Origin of the sequence: Halalkalibaculum sp. DA384, from assembly GCF_043951955.1 — a bacterium.
In the GTDB taxonomy this organism is placed as follows: domain Bacteria; phylum Bacteroidota; class Rhodothermia; order Balneolales; family Balneolaceae; genus JAMQKA01.
Map to the genome: position 1 here is coordinate 1 of NZ_JBINJE010000001.1, position 17,642 is coordinate 17,642.

Here is a 17,642-nt window from a genome sequence, read left to right on the forward strand (position 1 = left end):
ACCAATAATTGAAATTTGTACCCTGCACTGAGGTTACGTATTCAATGAAAATGTTTTTATGAGGCTACTATTTTACTCACAACTATAAAAATTTTAGGGTGACAAAATGCATGTATATGGCGTTTAAAAACCACTTTTTTAAAAATGTCTCACAGATTTTACGCTTTATTCTATAAGTCATTGAGCCCCAATGAGTTTAAACGGGACACTAGTGTAATAAATACTCTAATTTGCTGGTAACCAATGAGTTGATGAGGCCCTGTTTAAAGCAGGCCTGATGCCCATTTTCTGATCACAGTGCCAGTCAGATCCAGCAGATTACGAACGGCCAGACAACTCATCGGCCTTGTTGGCCAGCCGTTTCAGGTACAGAGACCGCGTAACCAGTATCCCCAGGGTCAACAGCGTAATAGGCACCACAAACCAGATCATGATGGTATTGAATCGTGGCAGCAGCTCATGGCCGGTGGTGTCCAAAAACAGGTACACAAGATAGGCCGCATAATAAAACAGAAAGACGCCCCCTTCCCAACGTGCAATACGGTGTCCGGTAAAAAAGATCGGCAGGCAGGCGATACTGACTGCCACCATAAAAGGTATGTCGAGCGCAACCGCCGCCGGCGATACTGCAAAACCACCGCTTAGCACAACACTTAAGCCCAGCACCAGCAAAAGATTGAAAATATTGCTGCCCACTACATTTCCCACGGAAAGATCCTGCTCTCCCTTCAGTGCTGCAATGACAGAGGTGGCAATCTCCGGCAACGAGGTGCCAACTGATATTACCGTTAGGCCAATAATCAGCTCGCTCATTCCCCAGGCCAGGGCTATTTCCACCGCGCTGCCAACCATCCAGCGGGCGCCCAGTATCAGGGTTCCCAGCCCTGTAACAAACAGTCCTATTTGTATCGGCAGGGGGCGAACTTCTCGTTGAACAGGAGGTTCAGCCTCTGTTGGTTCGGGCATGCTGTCTCTTTGAATCTGCTTAATCTGGAAAACAAGAAATCCGGCAAACAGGGTAAGCAGGAGTACCCCCTCCCACAGCTGCAGCACTCCATCCAGGCTCAGCAGGTAGACCAGGAGCGATAGTACAATCAGGATCGGGATGTCAAGCAGAACAATTCGGCGCCGGATGGCAATTGGAGCGATAACGGCGGTAACTCCCAGAATCAGGAGCACATTTACGATATTACTGCCAACTACATTTCCCAGGGCCAGGCCGGCCTCTCCCCCCAGTGCTGCGCCTATACTTACCGCAACCTCGGGCGCACTGGTCGCAAAGGCGACAATCACCACCCCTACAAAGAGTGGTGAAATCTCATAACGGGCAGCAATGCCGGTAGAGGAGTCCACGAGCCATTGCGCCCCTGCCAGCAGAAAAACAAGTCCGATGATAAAAAGGAAGTAAGTAAGAATCATACACAAAAATACGATTTAACTTAACACTATCTAATTACAGGGAGCCGGGTGTAACTCTCCCGTTCTTCTTCTCCTTGATAAGAACTCATTGAGCCCGTTAATCGATCATTACCCCATTCGGTGACAAATCCATAAAATCCGTCTTGGAGAGGAGAAGTTCACGGAGATTGATCCATTGGGTAAAAAACGCTGTGCCACTTTCTGAAACAGTAAACGTGGTTACATTAATGGATACCACACTCAATTTTGGTTGATACAAGAGAGCTAAAAAAATTGATATCGGGTTGCTTTATTTTTTCTGCTACTAATTTACTCGCCGAATAATACGGGTTAAAAAGGCCCAGATCCTATTTACATTTTTTTAAGAAAAACTTATAGCTACATACAACCATGTTTTGGAAATCTGATGTACAGTTTATATTCTCCAATCATCAAAATTGAGTTCCGTAAAAGGCAGCGACAATGCTCCGATCATTTGCATTTATATCATTGCAGGAATATCCGTATATACGTTGAATGACCCAGGCGAATTCATTTTGAGGATTCCCCTTTTTTGATATTTTAAGAGCCCGCAATTATCTCTATCAACATAACTGGTTAGAACTTTGAAGTTATCAGCAAAAAGTCTGCTCCTGTCGTTTATTAGCCTGATGGGGTTTTGGTATCTTATGAGTGGCTTTTTTGACCTTGTCCATACGATCATGGGGTTGATAAGCGTGGGTATTGTCATGGGGATCAATTACAAGCTCAAAACCTTTTCGTTTTATGAAAATGAAACCGATGTTCTAAAAGACCTTCGCATCTTGTACGCCCCCTACTATTTCGGGTGGCTGCTGGTGCAAATTGTGATATCGGGAATCGAAGTGGCAAAAATTCTGCTCAGTCCATCGCTGCCTATTCAAACCACCGTTGTCCGTTTCAAGGTCGATTATCCCAACCCCCATTGTAAAATGATTTTGGGCAATTCTATTACGCTCACCCCCGGTACGTTAACCGTAGATATTCAGGATAACGAATTCATTGTACATGCCATAACCCCTTCATCATTTGAGGGGATCGAAAGTGACAAAATGCCTAAACAAGTATTACGGCTATTCACTACTGAAGACCGTTCTGTAGTATCAGACTTTGAGATCATTGAAAGCAAGGAGGAACTATAATGGAAGCCTTTTTTCTGATCAGCGCAGTCGTTTTAACTGCCATTATAGCTGTTCCTGCTTATCGCGTTATTAAAGGACCAACCGTATTTGACCGCCTTATCGGTACCAATGCCATTGCTACCAAAACCATCGTACTGATTATTTTAATCGGGTACATTTACGGGCGGATCGACATGTTTATCGATATTACACTGGCGTATGCCATTCTCGGGTTTATAGGATCACTGACCATAGCAAAATACTTTTCAACAACAAAAGTGCGATTTGATGATTGATATCACCGCTGTTCTAGCCACCATATTTATTGTGTTGGGTATTTTTTTCCTGCTGATCGGCAGTATAGGAATCATTCGTCTGCCTGATTTTTATTCCCGCACCCACGCCACCAGCAAAAGCGATACGCTGGGCATGATCTTAATCATTATCGGGCTGATTATTTTTGAAGGATTTACTCTTAACAGCGGCAAGTTATTTCTGGTACTGCTTTTTATACTCCTGGCCAATCCTATTGGAGCACATGCGCTGGCCAGAGCAGCCTACTCCTCAGGACTTTCGCCGCAATTTCTCGACAAAAAAAATGACTAACGAATGTACTGGGCACTTGAACTCATACTATTTTTATTTCTGCTGATTACTGCCTATATCGCCCTGGAAGCGGATGATCTGCTTGTGGCAGCCGTCATGCTGACCACATTCAGCTTTTTGATGGCCCTGCTTTTTACAACGATGGGGGCTGTAGACGTAGGTTTTACCGAGGCCGTGGTCGGAGCCGGGGTAACAGGGATCTTACTTGTAATAGCAATTTATCAAACCAAATTTACCACAGTAGATTGAAGTACTTAAAATTACTTTTAATCCTCACATTTACCCTGGTGCTTGTTTTTGCAGCCTCTGATCTGCCGTACCGCGGCAATCCCGACAATCAAATGAACCAGGAAACAAGCATAACGGGTACCGAAGTACCGGGCAACTACTATATTCAGGAAGCATACAATGATGCTCATACTCCCAATATTGTCACGGTTATTTTGGGCGATTATCGTAGTATTGATACGCTTGGAGAACAGATCGTAATTTTCACAGCTGGATTGATATGCTTTTTACTGTTAAGAAAACGGGGGCAGGAAGATGACGAATAGAGAACACAGTCCCATTATTTTATTGGGCACCCGATTTTTAAGCCCCTATATCATGATTTTCGGTTTTTATGTGATCTTCCACGGGCACTATTCCCCGGGTGGGGGATTTCAGGGCGGTACGCTGCTGGCAGCATCTCTGCTGTTGATTCGCATTTCAAGCGGTACGGAAATTGCCAACCTGCAATTCAGGGATTACCTGGCCACCCCCTACGCCGCACTCGGCGTTCTCATTTATTTTGGAACCGGACTCGTCGCACTACTCTGCGGAGGCTATTTCCTGGATTACGAACAGCTGCCCATTCCGGGGTTGGAAGGTGCAGATCTGCGGTACTGGGGCATCTTAATCATTGAACTGGGCATTGGCATAACCGTGATGACCGTACTTGTACTCATTTATGACAACATGGTAAAAGGTGAAGACTATGCTTGATTTTATTATGGGCCATTACGCTTACTGGTTTACCATTATTTTACTGGCCATTGGCCTGTACGGCATGCTCTTGAAAAAAAACCTTGTTAAAAAAACAATTGGACTTTCCATTTTTCAGGCTGCTGTCATTCTATTTTTTGTATCCGTAGCCATGAAAGACGGTGCCACTGTTCCTGTAAAATCAGATAAACTCCCGGTTAGCGAAGTGGCAAACTACATGAATGCCCTTCCACACACCCTGATGCTGACAGCTATTGTAGTGGGAGTGGCGACATTGGGTGTGGCCTTTACATTGATCATCAACATATATAACCGTTACAAAACACTCAACGAAGAAGAACTTTTAGATAAGATTCAATGATCGGATCAGAGATACCGGCTTTAATCCCCATTACCTATATCTTATTTGCGATTCTGATTCCCGTTATCGGGCTGTGGAAGCGGGATATAACATGGCACCTGGCCCTGCTGGGCTCAGGCATCGCCACCTTCTTCTCCACTTATGGATTGTGGTATTTACTTCAAACCGGTGAAACCGTTCGGTACTTTTTCGGCGGATGGCCGCCCCCCATCGGCATTGAGTTCGTTTATGACGGGCTTGCCGCGTTTATTGTGCTCGTGATTAACGCGATTTCCTTCCTGGTTCTTATTCATTCCAGGGAGATCAGCCAAAATGAATTTCCCGGCAAATTAATGGGATATTATTCGGTAGCCATGCTGATGATGCTTGGCTTCAACGGCATGGTGCTTACCGGCGATCTGTTTAACCTCTACGTGTTTTTGGAAATCTCTTCCCTCTCCAGCTATGCACTCATCGCTATTGGAGAAAAACGGGCCCCTTATGCCGCCTTCAGGTACCTGATTATCGGTACGGTTGGCGGATCGCTCTATCTGCTGGGCGTCGGATTTTTATACACCGTCACCGGCACGCTGAATATCATTGACATGCACGACATGCTGCCACAGGTTATCGGGCACTCTTCCGTCATAGTAGCAATAATATTGATGGTCGTCGGTATCGGCGTAAAAGCGGCACTGTTTCCCCTGCACGGCTGGCTGCCCGATTCCTACACCTACGCTTCATCGACTTCGTCGGCCATTATCGCCCCCATCGGCACCAAGGTAGCGGCCTACATTCTCTTCCGCGTGGTGTTGTTTTTGTTCGGAGTAGAGCTTATTGATGCAGCTCTTCCAGTTACAACCATTATCGGAATATTTGCGGGTATCGGGATCCTCTACGGATCGATTATGGCGATTGCCCAGAGCGAGCTCAAAAAGATGCTGGCCTACAGCAGTGTTTCACAGATTGGCTACATCATTATGGGACTCAGCCTTGCCAATCCCTTCGGTTTTATTGGCGCCATACTTCACGTGTTAAATCACGCAATAATGAAAGCCCTGCTATTCCTTGTATCCGGGAGCATGCGACTTAAAGAGGGCCACTCCCTGATTACAAAATTTGACGACAGCTATCGCAAAAAATATCCGTGGACCATGGCCGCTTTTACTACCGCAGCGATCTCAATGGTGGGATTGCCGCCGCTGGCAGGTTTTTTCAGCAAGTGGTACTTGGCACTGGGCACCATCGAAAACAGCAGCTGGATACTACTGGCTGTCATTTTAATTAGTTCACTGCTCAATGCGGTATACTTCTTTCGAATTTTGGAAAAAGTGTATCTGCGCAATCCCGAGTCCGAAGAAACCGCTGTTACCGAGACTACCCGAACCAATGAAGTTGGCTTTAGCATGATGATGCCGATGGGCATAATGGCGATCGGACTTTTGATCGCAGGGATCTTCAATGCCTACATCGTTGATATCATTGTAACTATGTTCCCGGCAGGATTTTAACCAAAGTATTTACCCATTAACATGGAGCTTACGTATATCCCCTTATTGGCAGTCCTGGTATCGCTGGCAGCGGTACCGTTTATATTACTGAGTTCTGGCAAGCCGAACATACGCGAATTCTGGACCATCCTGGCCGGAGTCGTCAAGTTTTTACTTGTTCTTACACTCCTCCCCTCGGCCCTGGATGGCGAAACCGTTTCCATCACCCTATTGGAAATTGCTCCTGGCCTACCGCTGGTTCTTGAGGCGGATACCTTTGGCGTCTTTTTTGCCATTATTGCCTCAGGCTTATGGATTTTCACCTCATTCTATTCGATCGGCTACATGCGCGGTCATCACGAGAAAAAGCAGACCCGCTATTTTGCCAGCTTTGCCGTCTGCCTGTCTTCCACCATCGGCATCGCGTTTTCCGGCAACCTGCTGACGTTTATTATCTTTTACGAGATGCTCACGCTGGCCACCTACCCGCTGGTCGTTCACAGTGAGAATAAAAAAGCTGTTGCAGCTGGCCGCAAATACCTGACCTACACGTTAACGGCGGGCCTCCTGTTAATCGCCGCAGCCGGAATTACCTATTCCATTACCGGTACGCTCGATTTTCAGGCCGGCGGAATCTTTGGAGACTCTGAGCTTTCCCCCGCCATGGCCGTTACCATCTTCCTGCTTTTTTTAGGCGGAGTTGGAGTTAAAGCGGGTATTATGCCCCTGCACAGCTGGTTACCCTCGGCGATGGCGGCGCCCACTCCCGTCAGTGCTCTATTACACGCGGTAGCAGTGGTTAAATCGGGGGTATTCGGGGTCATCCGTGTAGTTGGATTTATCTTTGGTCCCGATGTGATGGCGGCCTTCGGTCTAAACGAAATTTTGTTGGTGCTGGCCGGCTTTACCGTTATTGTGGCATCACTGCTGGCATTTGCCCAGGACAATCTCAAGCGGCGGCTGGCATACTCTACCGTGGGACATTTATCATATATCGTACTCGGTGCTGCCCTGCTCACCGAAACGGGACTCATCGGCAGCATCATGCATATTTCCACCCACGCGACCATGAAAATTACCCTCTTTTTCTGCGCCGGGGCTATCATGGTGAATCTCCATAAAAAAAATATCAGCAACATGAACGGCATTGCAAAAGTTATGCCGTGGACGATGGGAGCATTCACTGTTGGATCGATGGGGCTGGCCGGCATACCGCCTGTCAACGGGTTTGTAAGCAAATGGTATCTCGCTTCCGGCGTACTGGAGGGAGATATGATAATCCCCCTCATAATTCTGGTCATCAGCGGATTGCTGAACGTGGGATATTTCTTTCCCATCATCCACCGGGCCTATTTTAAAAAGGGCGGTCCGGAACTCGAGGGCCATACCGAGGCTTCCCCGTTTATGGTTGTTCCGCTGACCGGCACCGCCATACTTTCGGTTTTATTTGGCATATATCCCGACCTGTTTTTCAGCTTTTTTGATCTGGCAACATCAATAGCTTCAACTATTTTCTAACACCTGTATCTATGAAGAAGTGGCATTGGATAGCACTCGGCATTATTTTCGTCATCAGCTTGATCCTGGAGTTCACCTTCCTGGCAGGCTATGACTCCCACTGGTGGAACCACATTCCCGCATTTTATGCCACCTGGGGATTTGTGGGATGCGTTGCTGTCATCTACATCTCAAGGTGGTTAGGCAAACTTTTCATTTTAAGCGACGAAGACTACTATGATCGTTGAGCTCCTTACCGTACCTGCAATTATATTAATTCTGGGAGCCTTCCTGCTCCCGCTGATACCGAAACGTCTTCGGAGTAGCAGTTTTATCCTGTTTCCCCTGATAGCTTTAGGAGTACTGTGGACCTTACCTGAAGGCAGTTTGCTGCAACTGCCATTTGCCAGTTACGAGCTACACCTGCTCACGGTTGACTCGCTAAGCCGCATATTCGGTACCATCTTTGCGATGATTACGATCATCGGCGGGGTGTATGCCTTCCATCTTAAAGACCTGGGGCAACAGACCTCGGCCCTGGCCTATGCCGGCGGTGCACTCGGCGTTACTTTTGCAGGTGATTTCTTCACCCTGTTTATCTTCTGGGAAATTATGGCTGCGGCTTCAACATGGCTCATCTGGGCTCGCAAGACCGAAGCATCCGACAAAGCCGGCATGCGTTACGTGCTGGTTCATATTTTTGGCGGCGGACTTCTGTTTTCCGGAATTTTACTGCACCTGAATAGCGGCGGATCTTTTTTAATCGATAACCTGGAACAAACCTACACCCTTGCCAATGTATTGATACTTTTAGGAGTGGGACTTAACTCTGCGATCCCTCCCCTGCACGCCTGGGTGGCCGATGCTTATCCAAAAGCGACCATTACCGGTGCCGTTTTTATGTGCGCCCTGACTACCAAATCCGCCGTATATGTTTTAATTCGGATGTTCCCGGGCTGGGAAATCCTTATCTGGGTAGGCGTTGTGATGGCTATTTACGGTACCATTTATGCCCTGCTTGCAAACGATATCCGCGAGATCCTGGCTTACAGTATTATCAGCCAGATCGGGTATATGGTCACCGCTATCGGTATTGGTACTGAACTTGCCCTAAATGGGGCCACCGCTCACGCTTTTAACCACATTATTTATAAATCCCTCTTATTTATGGCAGCAGGAGCTGTCATCCACGCCACCGGGAAAAGCAAACTGAGCGAGCTGGGAATAGGCGCAAAAAAAATGCCGCTGATTATCGGTTTATACATGGTGGGTGCCCTCTCTATTTCGGGAATGCCCCTGCTAAATGGGTTCATCAGTAAAACCATGATCTCAACAGCCCTTGGAAATGCTCACCTGGAATGGCCAATTTTACTGTTGCTTTTGGCCACCATCGGTACCTTTATACACACCGGGCTCAAACTCCCCTATTTCACATGGTTTGGGAAAAATAAAAATGAACTCAGCCTCTCCAATATTCCATTCAACATGAAAATTGCGATGGGAATCGGCGCCTTTTTCTGTCTGCTTTTCGGCCTGTATCCTGCACTTCTCTACAACTATTTGCCTTATGCGGCTGATTACGAACCCTACACCATCTATAACCTTGTAGAGATGACTCAGATCCTCGTTTTCGCTTTCATCGGTTTTTGGCTGCTGCGTAAAAAGCTGGAAGGAACGCCCCAGATTGCCCTCGATACCGACTGGTTTTACCGGCGTCCGGCGGATAGTGTAGAGCGCCTGTTTGTAACGATGCCCAATAACTTGTTTGGGAAGGCGGAGAAAATCGCACTGAATATTGCAAATTCCCTGTCCGGAACGTCCAGGAATCCTCTCAAACTACTGTTACCAGCCTTTATAACAGAAGGCCGGAAAGTGACCTCCGATGACTTTAGCAGTCCAATTGGCACGGCCCTGGCGTTTATCCTCTTCGGCTTTATTTTCGCCAGCCTGGTCGTCCTTCTCTGAATCTATTAAGGGCACTATCCGTTCTGCTGCTTATCCAACCAGGGCTTTTCTCAAAAGTCACGGTAGGCTTTCCCCTTTTTTGGCTTTCTAATCACTTTTCCATGTTCATTTTTTAGTCATTTAAAAAATGAACAACCCATTTCGTTGGTTATGAGTGGTTATGTTTTGTCAGGGCCCGGGGTGGGTGCCACACCCGTATCAAATGCAATGAAATTTGACAAAATCCGTAAAACCCGGCATTCAAAAAAGCCTGTTTTTCCATAGCTATTGATAAAATAAGTTCCATTACAAAATGGGAACCTACGAGCCACGACAAAAAATACGCAATCTACAGACTTTGACGGCTTTCAAAACCATCACATATCCTGGAGTCTACCAGCACCTGATCTACAATACCATAAAATAACAAAGAAGCAGAGAGCTCCCCTGAACAAGCCTTAATTACCGCCCCTCTTTAACCTCCTCACTTCGTCGATATCTTCACTATCACCTATGATGGAAAGTTCATCATTTTCATGGATTTCAGTATTGCCGTGTGGTATGATAATATCATTGTCACGTTTCAGGATAGCGACAAGACTTTTACCCGGCAGCTCAATATCTTTTATTTTTTTCCCAATCATCTTGGCGGTCATGTCGTCGGTGGTGACCGTAAGGTTGATAAAGCGTTCGTCGCGCAGCATAATTTCACGCAGCGCCCCTTCATCCTCGGCAGCCAGCCAGCGATCCATGAAATGCTTGTTGTCAATCATTTCCGCAAGATGGGCCAGAATACGCAGATGCGAGCTCGAATGCTTTTCCGAACTTATCAGGAAGATAAAGGCCCGTACTTTCTGGGATGGATCTTCCGCACTTTGGCTCAGCTGTTCAAAATGATCCGTATCCATCGTGATTCCCTCCTTCATCCGCACCAGCACCATCTCGGAACTGATATCCTTCTCAACCCGCAGGTGGTTGAGCGCCACCCCGCGCCCCATCGGTATCAAACCCGACTGATTGATATTACAGAACGAATCGAACATCTCGCTCTGGTCAAGGTTCACCCGAACAGCCAGCCGGGAAGAGGCCATGCGTATGATCTCCCGGTAGGTGGTATTCGGTTCAAGATCGTCAATAACCATAGAGCGGGCCACCACCTCTTCGTAGGGATCCTCCTCCCGCAGTCCCTTTTCACGGAGTATGCCCCTCATTTCGTGCTCAAGTCCGCTGTCCTGCTTTTCGCCGAGACGAGCATGGATGTGAAATATCGCTCCCTGGCGATCAATTTCGCTGTGGGCGTAGTAATAATACCAACCCACGGAAAATGCCGACACAGCTACCGTAAACAGTATTGACAGGATGCCCATCTCAAAAATAAGAACAAACGACAGTACCATGCCGGCAATTTGCAGCCAGGGATACCAGGGTGCATTGAAGCCGGGATCGTACTCCTCAATCTTGCTCTCCCGCATCACAATAACCCCGAGGTTCAACAAGGCAAAAAGCAAAAGTTGAAAGGCGCTTGCCAGCTTGGCGACAGATGCAACATTAAACGCAAGCAGGAAAAAGATCATCAGGCCCACCGTGGCCAGGATAGAATTTTGGGGCGTATTGAAACGTCCGAGTTTTGCAAAACGCGGTTCAAACAGGGAATCCCGCGCCATCGCCATCGGGTAGCGGGAAGCGGACATAATCCCGGCATTTCCCGTTGAGGCGAAGGCAGCTATGGCGGCAATCACAATCAAGATCAGCCCGACATCTCCCGGCAGCCAGTCCATAAACACCTCTCCGGCCGTGGCCACAGGGGTCAAATCCTGGCGAAACGCCTCCGGCTCCAACACGGCAACCATTAAATAGACCCCCAGCACATATACCGTAATCGCCGACAAGACCGACAAAAACATGCCCAGCGGAATATTGCGATCCGGGTCTTTTACCTCTTCGGCAATGCTGGCAACTTTGGTAAGTCCGGCGTAGGAAACAAACACCATTCCTACTGTTGCAAAAAAACCGCTGGCACCCTTTGTGAAAAACGGTGTGAACTGCTCCTCGGTTATCCCGAGAATATCCATTGAGAGCAGATAGCCGATACCCTCAACAAGATAGCCAAACATAATGGTGATCAGGGCAGCCACAAGCACTTTCTGCAGGGTTGTTGTCTCTTTGGCCCCCACAATATTCAGCATGCCAAAAGCGATGGTGAGACCTATGGCCACAACCGTAATGTTAATATCATAAAACAGGGCGATATAGGCTCCCATCCCGATCAGGGCAAATGCACTTTTAAGCACCAGTGCCAGCCAGGATCCAAATCCCCCGATACTGCCCATCAAAGGTCCAAGGCTGCGGTCAATAATATAGTATGTCCCCCCGGCCCGGGGTAGCGCAGTAGAGAGCTCAGCCACGCTGAACATCGTGGGGAGAATGAGCAACCCGGAAACCAGGTATGCCAAGAAAACAGAAGGACCCGTTTCTGCAGCGGCGATACCGGGAAGCAGGAAAAACCCTGAGCTGAACATAGCCCCTGTTGCTATGGCGTATACGTCAAATAAGTTGAGCTCTTTTTTTAGCTTGTCGGACTTCTTCAGTTTTGGCAAAATGCTGTGATGCTTTAAATATTTGTTTTAAAAATAAAAAGGAATAAATCTTATCCTTCAATTCCAATTAACTTATCATCTCTTTGATCGCTTCTATATCCTGTTTCTCTCCAATGATTGACAACTGGTCCCCCTCCTTAATAATAGTGTCTCCGTGAGGGATCGTGATTTTGCCGTCTCTTTTAATGATCGCCACCAGACTTTCACCCGGCAGATCGACCTCCTTGATTTTCTGCCCGGTCAGCGTTCTGGTTTTATTTTCCATACTGATCGTAATATTGATAAAACGTTCGTCGCGCAGCAACACCTCCCGGAGTTCGCCTTCATGCCGCGCATTGTTCCAGCGATCAATAAATGATGGATTATCAACCATCTCAGCCAAATGCGCCAGCGTTCGCAGGTGCTGGCCGGAATTGTTTTCTGAACTTACGATAAACAAAATTGCGCAAATTTTTTCTGCCTCGGCCTGCCCGTTTTTATTAAGCGGATGGTATCCCTCGGTCTTCAATTTAATACTTTCGGGAATTCGAACCAGTGCCATTTCCGTGGGACGGTCGCGGTCGATCCTGAGATGATTGATGACCACACCACGCCCCAGTGGCACCGTACCGGTATCCTGGGCTTTGATAAAAAGCTCACTCAGTGCGTCAGCTTCAATATGGAAACGGGGGGCAAGCTGCTGTGATACCTGCTTGATGATCGTGTGATAACTGAGATCGCCCCGTTTTTCATCGATAACCACCGATCGTGCCACAATTTTTTCATACGGATCCTCCTCGCGCAGTCCCTTTTCCCGGAGAATATCACGCATCTCGGTCTCCAGCCCGTGGTATCGGCGCTCACCCAGTCGTGCGTGCACGTGGTAAATAGCCCCCTGCCGCTGCACCTTTGCATATGCATAGTAAAAATACCACCCGATGCAGGCTACCGTCATAAGACCGGTAAAAGCGATGGGCAATATCCCCATCTCGATAATCAAAAATGTGGAGACCAACATCCCGGCCAGCTGCAGCCACGGATACAATGGGGAATTGAATCCGGGATCATACTCCTCAATTTTACTTTCCCTCATCACAATTACAGCCAGGTTCAGCAACCCAAAAATCATAAGCATGAACGCGCTGGCGAGCTTGGCGATATCCTCCACATTCATAACCAGGATAAAAAACACCATCAGCAGGGAGGTAATTATGATGGAGATGGTCGGTGTTTTAAATTTGCCAACCTGAGACATCTTCTTCCAGATCAGGTTATCACGAGCCATTGCCAACGGGTAACGCGCCGCCGACATAATTCCCGCATTCCCCGTAGAGGCAAAAGCCGCAATGGCGGCAATAACTATCAAAATTAATCCCGTTGGCTCAGGGAAAAGATCGAAAAACTCAACAGCAGCGGTAGCTACCGGGGTCAGGTCTTCGCGAAGCATATCGGGATCAAGTACGCCCACCATTACAAATACGCCCAGCACATAAATAACGGTAGCCGTGAGGAGCGACAGAATCATTCCCAGCGGGATGTTGCGGTCCGGGTTTTTCACCTCCTCGGCCACGCTGGCTATCTGGGTCAACCCGGCATATGATACGAACACCAGTCCGATTGTTGCCAGCAATCCCTCGTATCCAAACGGCAGGAACGGTGTCAATTGCGTTGAGGCAACTTGTTGCATTCCTATTCCAAACAGCTCAAATAACCCTTCTACCACGAAGAGCAGCAGTATCCCGACAAGGATGATCACAAATGAGTTTTGCAGGCGTGTCGTCTTTTTGACCCCGATGATATTCATAATCATAAAAAGGAAGGTCAGCGTAACGGCAACAGGCTTAATTTGAACATCAAAAAACAGTCCCAGGTAAGCGCCCATTCCCACCAGGGCAAATGCACTTTTGAAGATAAGGGCCATCCATGTTCCCAGTCCCCCAACGGTACCTACCATGGGACCTAAACTTCGGTCCAGGAAGTAATACGGTCCGCCGGCACGGGGTAACGCTGTTGACAGCTCGGCTACACTCAACATTGCCGGCAGCACCAGTATACCACCGATTAAATATGCAATAATTACAGAGGGACCGCTGTATGCACTGGCAATACCGGGAAGCAGGAAAAATCCAGAGCTGAACATAGCGCCGGTGCTAATGGCATACACATCAAATAATCCAAGTTGCTTTTCTAGTTTTTCGTGCTTCATGCATTTACAAATTTGGTATATCTAATGTTATTCTGATGGTTACTGTTTGGAACTAAAGAGAGTGGCAGGCAGGCAGTTCCCGGCAATATGATTGATAAGTACACTACTTATTGGATGTCATAGTGTCAACCTCGTTGCAATGGGTCCATAATCTAATAAATATATCCCGATTCAGGTAATCGCAGATAGTTTACAGATGGTCTTTTCATAGTGTCGTACTGCTTTTATAATCAATAAACAGGTGATTTAAGTATGCACTAAACTGACAATTAAATATAAAGCGTTTCGAGTTTCTACAAAGTTTTTCTTTTAGGGATTGTATTCACCCGGGAAGATAAAAAATAGATACCATCCTTACCTATCCTTTACGTTTTTTAACCCTGCTCTTGAAAACATGGCACCGATCAGGACTTACTACTTCAAGCAGGTAACCCTGTATTTCGAACTGTGGAACATCCCATTTATCAAATCCGGGAAATACGGTAGTAAGTACTGATGGAACCCGACATAAGTCCAGCTAAATTTTCCCTCACTAATGAGGACTGTCCGACTTGTTATGTTCTGGCTGTCGAGGATAATGTCGATATCTACAAAAAATGTAAGAACACCGTTATGGGATGCTGCAACAAAGTCCAACCCGGTTTACATGTCTCTGGTTTAACAGGGAGCGTTGAAAAACCCTCAATTTCTCGTTCTGAGGAAGTTGTCCTCCCGTTTAAAAGGACCAATGGTCGATGGTAAAACCACCTCCCAACAAAATAGTAGGCTTTCAACGCCCTTTAACAACAGTAAAGATATCAAATAACACTGTTGAGTATAAATTTTTTGTACAAATTCAGAGTGCTTTGTTAAATAATTACTTTTAACTTGGCCCCCTTTGGGTCTCCACACCAATCAGCGGTTCATTTCACTGATAGATTTTATGAATTTCCCCGATTTATCTCTCCCTTTTCAAGATCCCGTGCTGGTATTCGCCATGGTAATGCTCATTGTGTTTCTGGCGCCCATGCTCTTTCGGCTCATCAAAGTGCCGGGGCTGGTCGGACATATTGTTGCCGGTATTATTATTGGTCCTTATGCCCTTGGCGTGCTACAGCGCGGAAGCACGATGGAGCTGTTAGGAACGGTGGGACTACTCTTTCTGATGTTCATTGCCGGGCTGGAGATTGACCTCAATAAGTTTGAAAAATTAAAGGGACGCAGTATTGTCTTTGGATTAGTTTCATTTTTTATCCCCCAAATTGGCGCCCTGATCGCAGGCATATACCTGCTGGATTTTTCGCTCTACCAAGCCCTTCTACTGGGCTCTATCGTAGGTTCTCATACCCTGCTGGCCTATCCGGTGGCCGAGCGAATCGGTATCACCAAAAACACGGCTATTACCATGACGATGGGGGGTACCATTGTCACCGATACTCTGTCGCTGCTTATTCTGGCGATTGTCTCGGGTGCGGTAACGGGAGATATCGGTCCCGCTTTTTGGATTACATTCATTACGCTGGTTGCTGTTTACACTTTCGTAATGATTTACGCCCTTCCCCGTTTGGGACGCTGGTTTTTCAAAGACACCCGCAACGATACCAATACCGAGTTCGTATTTATGGTCACCGTGCTGTTCCTGGCCTCATTTATTGCTGACTTTGTCGGCCTGGCCGCTATCATCGGTGCGTTTCTGGCCGGATTATCGCTGAACCGTCTCGTTCCCGGATCAAGTCCGCTGATGAGCCGGATCCAGTTTGTAGGTAATACGCTTTTCATTCCCTTCTTTCTTATTTCAACCGGCATGCTGGTGGATGTATCCGTCCTCCTGGAAGGCACCGAAATCTGGATGATGGCCGGAGCTTTTACCGGCCTTGTGCTCGTCGGCAAATTTTTAGCGGCCACCATAATCCAAAAAATTTACGGATACACTCCCACTGAACGGACTTCAATATTTGGTTTGTCGGTCGCACAGGCAGCTGCTACCCTGGCCGTTACGCTGGTGGGATATGACATTGGACTTTTCAGCGGTGAAGTCGTCAATGCCGTCGTAATTATGATTCTGTTAACCTGCCTGATCGGTCCCTGGCTCACAGAAAAATATGGACGCAAACTGGCACTCGAAGAGCAAAAAAAGCCCTACGAACCCTCCGAAGCTCCACAACGTATCCTGGTTCCGTTGGCTAATCCCGTGACCTCCCAGGCCATGATCGACCTGGCGATGATCATTCGTGACGAAGATTCCCCGGAGCCGATTTTTCCCTTGACCGTGGCTCCTGAGAAAGGCGATATTGAGGCCGAAGTAGCCGCAACCGAAAACATGCTGGGACACGCCGTTGTGCATGCTGCGGCTGCCGACGTTCCTGTAACACCCATCACCCGGGTAGACATGAATATTGCCAACGGCATCATGCGAGCGGCCAAAGAACTGCGTATCTCCGATATCATTATAGGCTGGAACGGTGAACCATCGGCCAAACAGCGAATTTTCGGAAGCATCCTGGATCGGGTGCTCGAAGAGAGCAAACAACTTGTTATCGTCTCCCGAATCGTGCATCCCGTCAATACTTCCGAAAGAATTATCCTTGCCATCCCTGAAAATGCCGACCGGGAACCTGGATTTCCAAGTGCCATTCGTGATATTAAAAATATCATCAACGAGCTGGGAACCCAGCTTATCGTTTTTTCTCCGGCAACCATGCACCGCTCCCTCCGCACTGTTATCGAAAGTACCGAGCCGGAACTGGAGGCCACCTTCCTGGATATTAAACATTGGCGGAATCTTCTTTCCGATAAACTGACGATCGATGAAGACGACCTGTTTATACTGCTGAGCTCGCGGGAAGGATCCATCTCGTGGGATAAAGATCTCGAACGCCTGCCCGGCCTTATCGCCGAACGCTACCCCGGCAACAACTTTCTGACCGTTTATCCCAATGAGCAGGCAGCAGGCAACAATACCGGACTCAAACTCAGGATCGAGCGCAAAGCCCAGCTGCCTGATATCGAATCCCGGCACATCGCTTTCGACCTGAATACCCCAGATGCCGCTGACGCTCTTACTCAAATGCTCAATCCCCATTTCGGAGACAAACCTGACATCCTCGAAAGCCTGGTTAAAAATATTCTGAATGTGAATCCCGACAACCTCCCGGGAGATATTCCGGGTGTTGCCATTACGAAACTCCGGTCTTCGTTTGTAAATGATCCCACCTTGTTCCTGGGGATCAGCCCGGACGGGGTAAATTATCCTGGGCTAGACCAAAAAGTACACGTAATTTTTCTGCTGATCTCTCCCCGCACCGTACCCTACGAAAAAAGCTTGAAAATGCTCGGGAAACTGGCCTCCCACCTGAGCCAGGCCGAGGCCATAGATCACATAAAAAACGCCAAAACCATAAAGGAAATCAGTACCTTCTTTAAAGAAGGTGAGCTAAAGACCTAATCCGGATTATTCACAAA

Annotated in this window: 15 protein-coding genes; 12 read left to right on the forward strand and 3 right to left on the reverse strand. The window is 47.5% G+C overall.

Annotation, left to right across the window (positions count from 1 at the left end):
- Nucleotides 1–318: 318 nt before the first annotated feature.
- Complete coding sequence (locus tag ACG2E4_RS00005) at nucleotides 319–1,419, reverse strand: calcium/sodium antiporter (RefSeq protein WP_395275323.1); 1,101 nt, start codon at nucleotides 1,417–1,419, stop codon at nucleotides 319–321.
- 605 nt (nucleotides 1,420–2,024) lie between these two features.
- Between ACG2E4_RS00005 and ACG2E4_RS00010 the strand changes: the two genes are divergently transcribed.
- The 11 genes from ACG2E4_RS00010 to ACG2E4_RS00060 are packed head-to-tail and all read left to right on the forward strand — an operon-like array spanning nucleotide 2,025 to nucleotide 9,440.
- A complete protein-coding gene (locus tag ACG2E4_RS00010; protein ID WP_395275324.1) occupies nucleotides 2,025–2,579 on the forward strand; it encodes a Na+/H+ antiporter subunit E in 555 nt (184 codons plus the stop codon).
- On the forward strand, nucleotides 2,579–2,854 hold the full coding sequence (locus ACG2E4_RS00015; protein WP_395275326.1) for a monovalent cation/H+ antiporter complex subunit F: 276 nt from the start codon (nucleotides 2,579–2,581) through the stop codon (nucleotides 2,852–2,854). Before ACG2E4_RS00010 ends, ACG2E4_RS00015 begins: the two co-directional genes overlap by 1 nt.
- Nucleotides 2,847–3,164: a monovalent cation/H(+) antiporter subunit G gene (gene mnhG / locus ACG2E4_RS00020; RefSeq protein ID WP_395275327.1), complete on the forward strand. Its 318-nt coding sequence runs from the start codon at nucleotides 2,847–2,849 to the stop codon at nucleotides 3,162–3,164. Before ACG2E4_RS00015 ends, mnhG begins: the two co-directional genes overlap by 8 nt.
- A 3-nt stretch (nucleotides 3,165–3,167) precedes the next feature.
- A complete protein-coding gene (locus ACG2E4_RS00025) occupies nucleotides 3,168–3,413 on the forward strand; it encodes a Na(+)/H(+) antiporter subunit B (protein ID WP_395257987.1) in 246 nt (81 codons plus the stop codon).
- Entirely contained in the window at nucleotides 3,410–3,718 is a 309-nt protein-coding gene (mbhE, locus tag ACG2E4_RS00030) for a hydrogen gas-evolving membrane-bound hydrogenase subunit E (protein ID WP_395275328.1), read from the forward strand. Before ACG2E4_RS00025 ends, mbhE begins: the two co-directional genes overlap by 4 nt.
- A complete protein-coding gene (locus ACG2E4_RS00035; protein ID WP_395257983.1) occupies nucleotides 3,708–4,148 on the forward strand; it encodes an MnhB domain-containing protein in 441 nt (146 codons plus the stop codon). The genes mbhE and ACG2E4_RS00035 overlap by 11 nt, the downstream gene beginning before the upstream one ends.
- Nucleotides 4,141–4,509, forward strand: coding sequence for a cation:proton antiporter subunit C (locus ACG2E4_RS00040; protein WP_395275329.1), 369 nt, complete (start codon nucleotides 4,141–4,143; stop codon nucleotides 4,507–4,509). Before ACG2E4_RS00035 ends, ACG2E4_RS00040 begins: the two co-directional genes overlap by 8 nt.
- Entirely contained in the window at nucleotides 4,506–5,999 is a 1,494-nt protein-coding gene (locus ACG2E4_RS00045) for a complex I subunit 5 family protein (RefSeq protein ID WP_395275330.1), read from the forward strand. Before ACG2E4_RS00040 ends, ACG2E4_RS00045 begins: the two co-directional genes overlap by 4 nt.
- A gap of 21 nt (nucleotides 6,000–6,020) precedes the next feature.
- Entirely contained in the window at nucleotides 6,021–7,496 is a 1,476-nt protein-coding gene (locus ACG2E4_RS00050) for a monovalent cation/H+ antiporter subunit D family protein (RefSeq protein WP_395275331.1), read from the forward strand.
- 11 nt (nucleotides 7,497–7,507) lie between these two features.
- Nucleotides 7,508–7,723 (forward strand): hypothetical protein, encoded by a 216-nt coding sequence (locus ACG2E4_RS00055; protein WP_395275332.1) that lies wholly within the window; start codon nucleotides 7,508–7,510, stop codon nucleotides 7,721–7,723.
- A complete protein-coding gene (locus ACG2E4_RS00060; RefSeq protein ID WP_395275333.1) occupies nucleotides 7,713–9,440 on the forward strand; it encodes a Na(+)/H(+) antiporter subunit D in 1,728 nt (575 codons plus the stop codon). Before ACG2E4_RS00055 ends, ACG2E4_RS00060 begins: the two co-directional genes overlap by 11 nt.
- 437 nt (nucleotides 9,441–9,877) lie before the next feature.
- On the opposite strand, the gene ACG2E4_RS00065 is transcribed toward ACG2E4_RS00060, so the two are convergent.
- A complete protein-coding gene (locus ACG2E4_RS00065) occupies nucleotides 9,878–12,016 on the reverse strand; it encodes an amino acid permease (protein ID WP_395275334.1) in 2,139 nt (712 codons plus the stop codon).
- Between the two features lie 67 nt (nucleotides 12,017–12,083).
- On the reverse strand, nucleotides 12,084–14,201 hold the full coding sequence (locus ACG2E4_RS00070) for an amino acid permease (RefSeq protein ID WP_395257965.1): 2,118 nt from the start codon (nucleotides 14,199–14,201) through the stop codon (nucleotides 12,084–12,086).
- Nucleotides 14,202–15,123: 922 nt separating this feature from the next.
- Between ACG2E4_RS00070 and ACG2E4_RS00075 the strand changes: the two genes are divergently transcribed.
- Nucleotides 15,124–17,625, forward strand: a complete 2,502-nt coding sequence (locus tag ACG2E4_RS00075) for a cation:proton antiporter (RefSeq protein WP_395275335.1) — start codon at nucleotides 15,124–15,126, stop codon at nucleotides 17,623–17,625.
- Nucleotides 17,626–17,642 lie beyond the last annotated feature (17 nt).

Coding starts and splice junctions, on each gene's coding strand:
- ACG2E4_RS00005 (WP_395275323.1), bottom strand. CDS start 1,419: ATGATTCTTACTTACTTCCTTTTTATCATCGGACTTGTTTTTCTGCTG.
- ACG2E4_RS00015 (WP_395275326.1), top strand. CDS start 2,579: ATGGAAGCCTTTTTTCTGATCAGCGCAGTCGTTTTAACTGCCATTATA.
- mnhG (WP_395275327.1), top strand. CDS start 2,847: ATGATTGATATCACCGCTGTTCTAGCCACCATATTTATTGTGTTGGGT.
- ACG2E4_RS00025 (WP_395257987.1), top strand. CDS start 3,168: ATGTACTGGGCACTTGAACTCATACTATTTTTATTTCTGCTGATTACT.
- ACG2E4_RS00035 (WP_395257983.1), top strand. CDS start 3,708: ATGACGAATAGAGAACACAGTCCCATTATTTTATTGGGCACCCGATTT.
- ACG2E4_RS00040 (WP_395275329.1), top strand. CDS start 4,141: ATGCTTGATTTTATTATGGGCCATTACGCTTACTGGTTTACCATTATT.
- ACG2E4_RS00045 (WP_395275330.1), top strand. CDS start 4,506: ATGATCGGATCAGAGATACCGGCTTTAATCCCCATTACCTATATCTTA.
- ACG2E4_RS00050 (WP_395275331.1), top strand. CDS start 6,021: ATGGAGCTTACGTATATCCCCTTATTGGCAGTCCTGGTATCGCTGGCA.
- ACG2E4_RS00055 (WP_395275332.1), top strand. CDS start 7,508: ATGAAGAAGTGGCATTGGATAGCACTCGGCATTATTTTCGTCATCAGC.
- ACG2E4_RS00060 (WP_395275333.1), top strand. CDS start 7,713: ATGATCGTTGAGCTCCTTACCGTACCTGCAATTATATTAATTCTGGGA.
- ACG2E4_RS00070 (WP_395257965.1), bottom strand. CDS start 14,201: ATGAAGCACGAAAAACTAGAAAAGCAACTTGGATTATTTGATGTGTAT.
- ACG2E4_RS00075 (WP_395275335.1), top strand. CDS start 15,124: ATGAATTTCCCCGATTTATCTCTCCCTTTTCAAGATCCCGTGCTGGTA.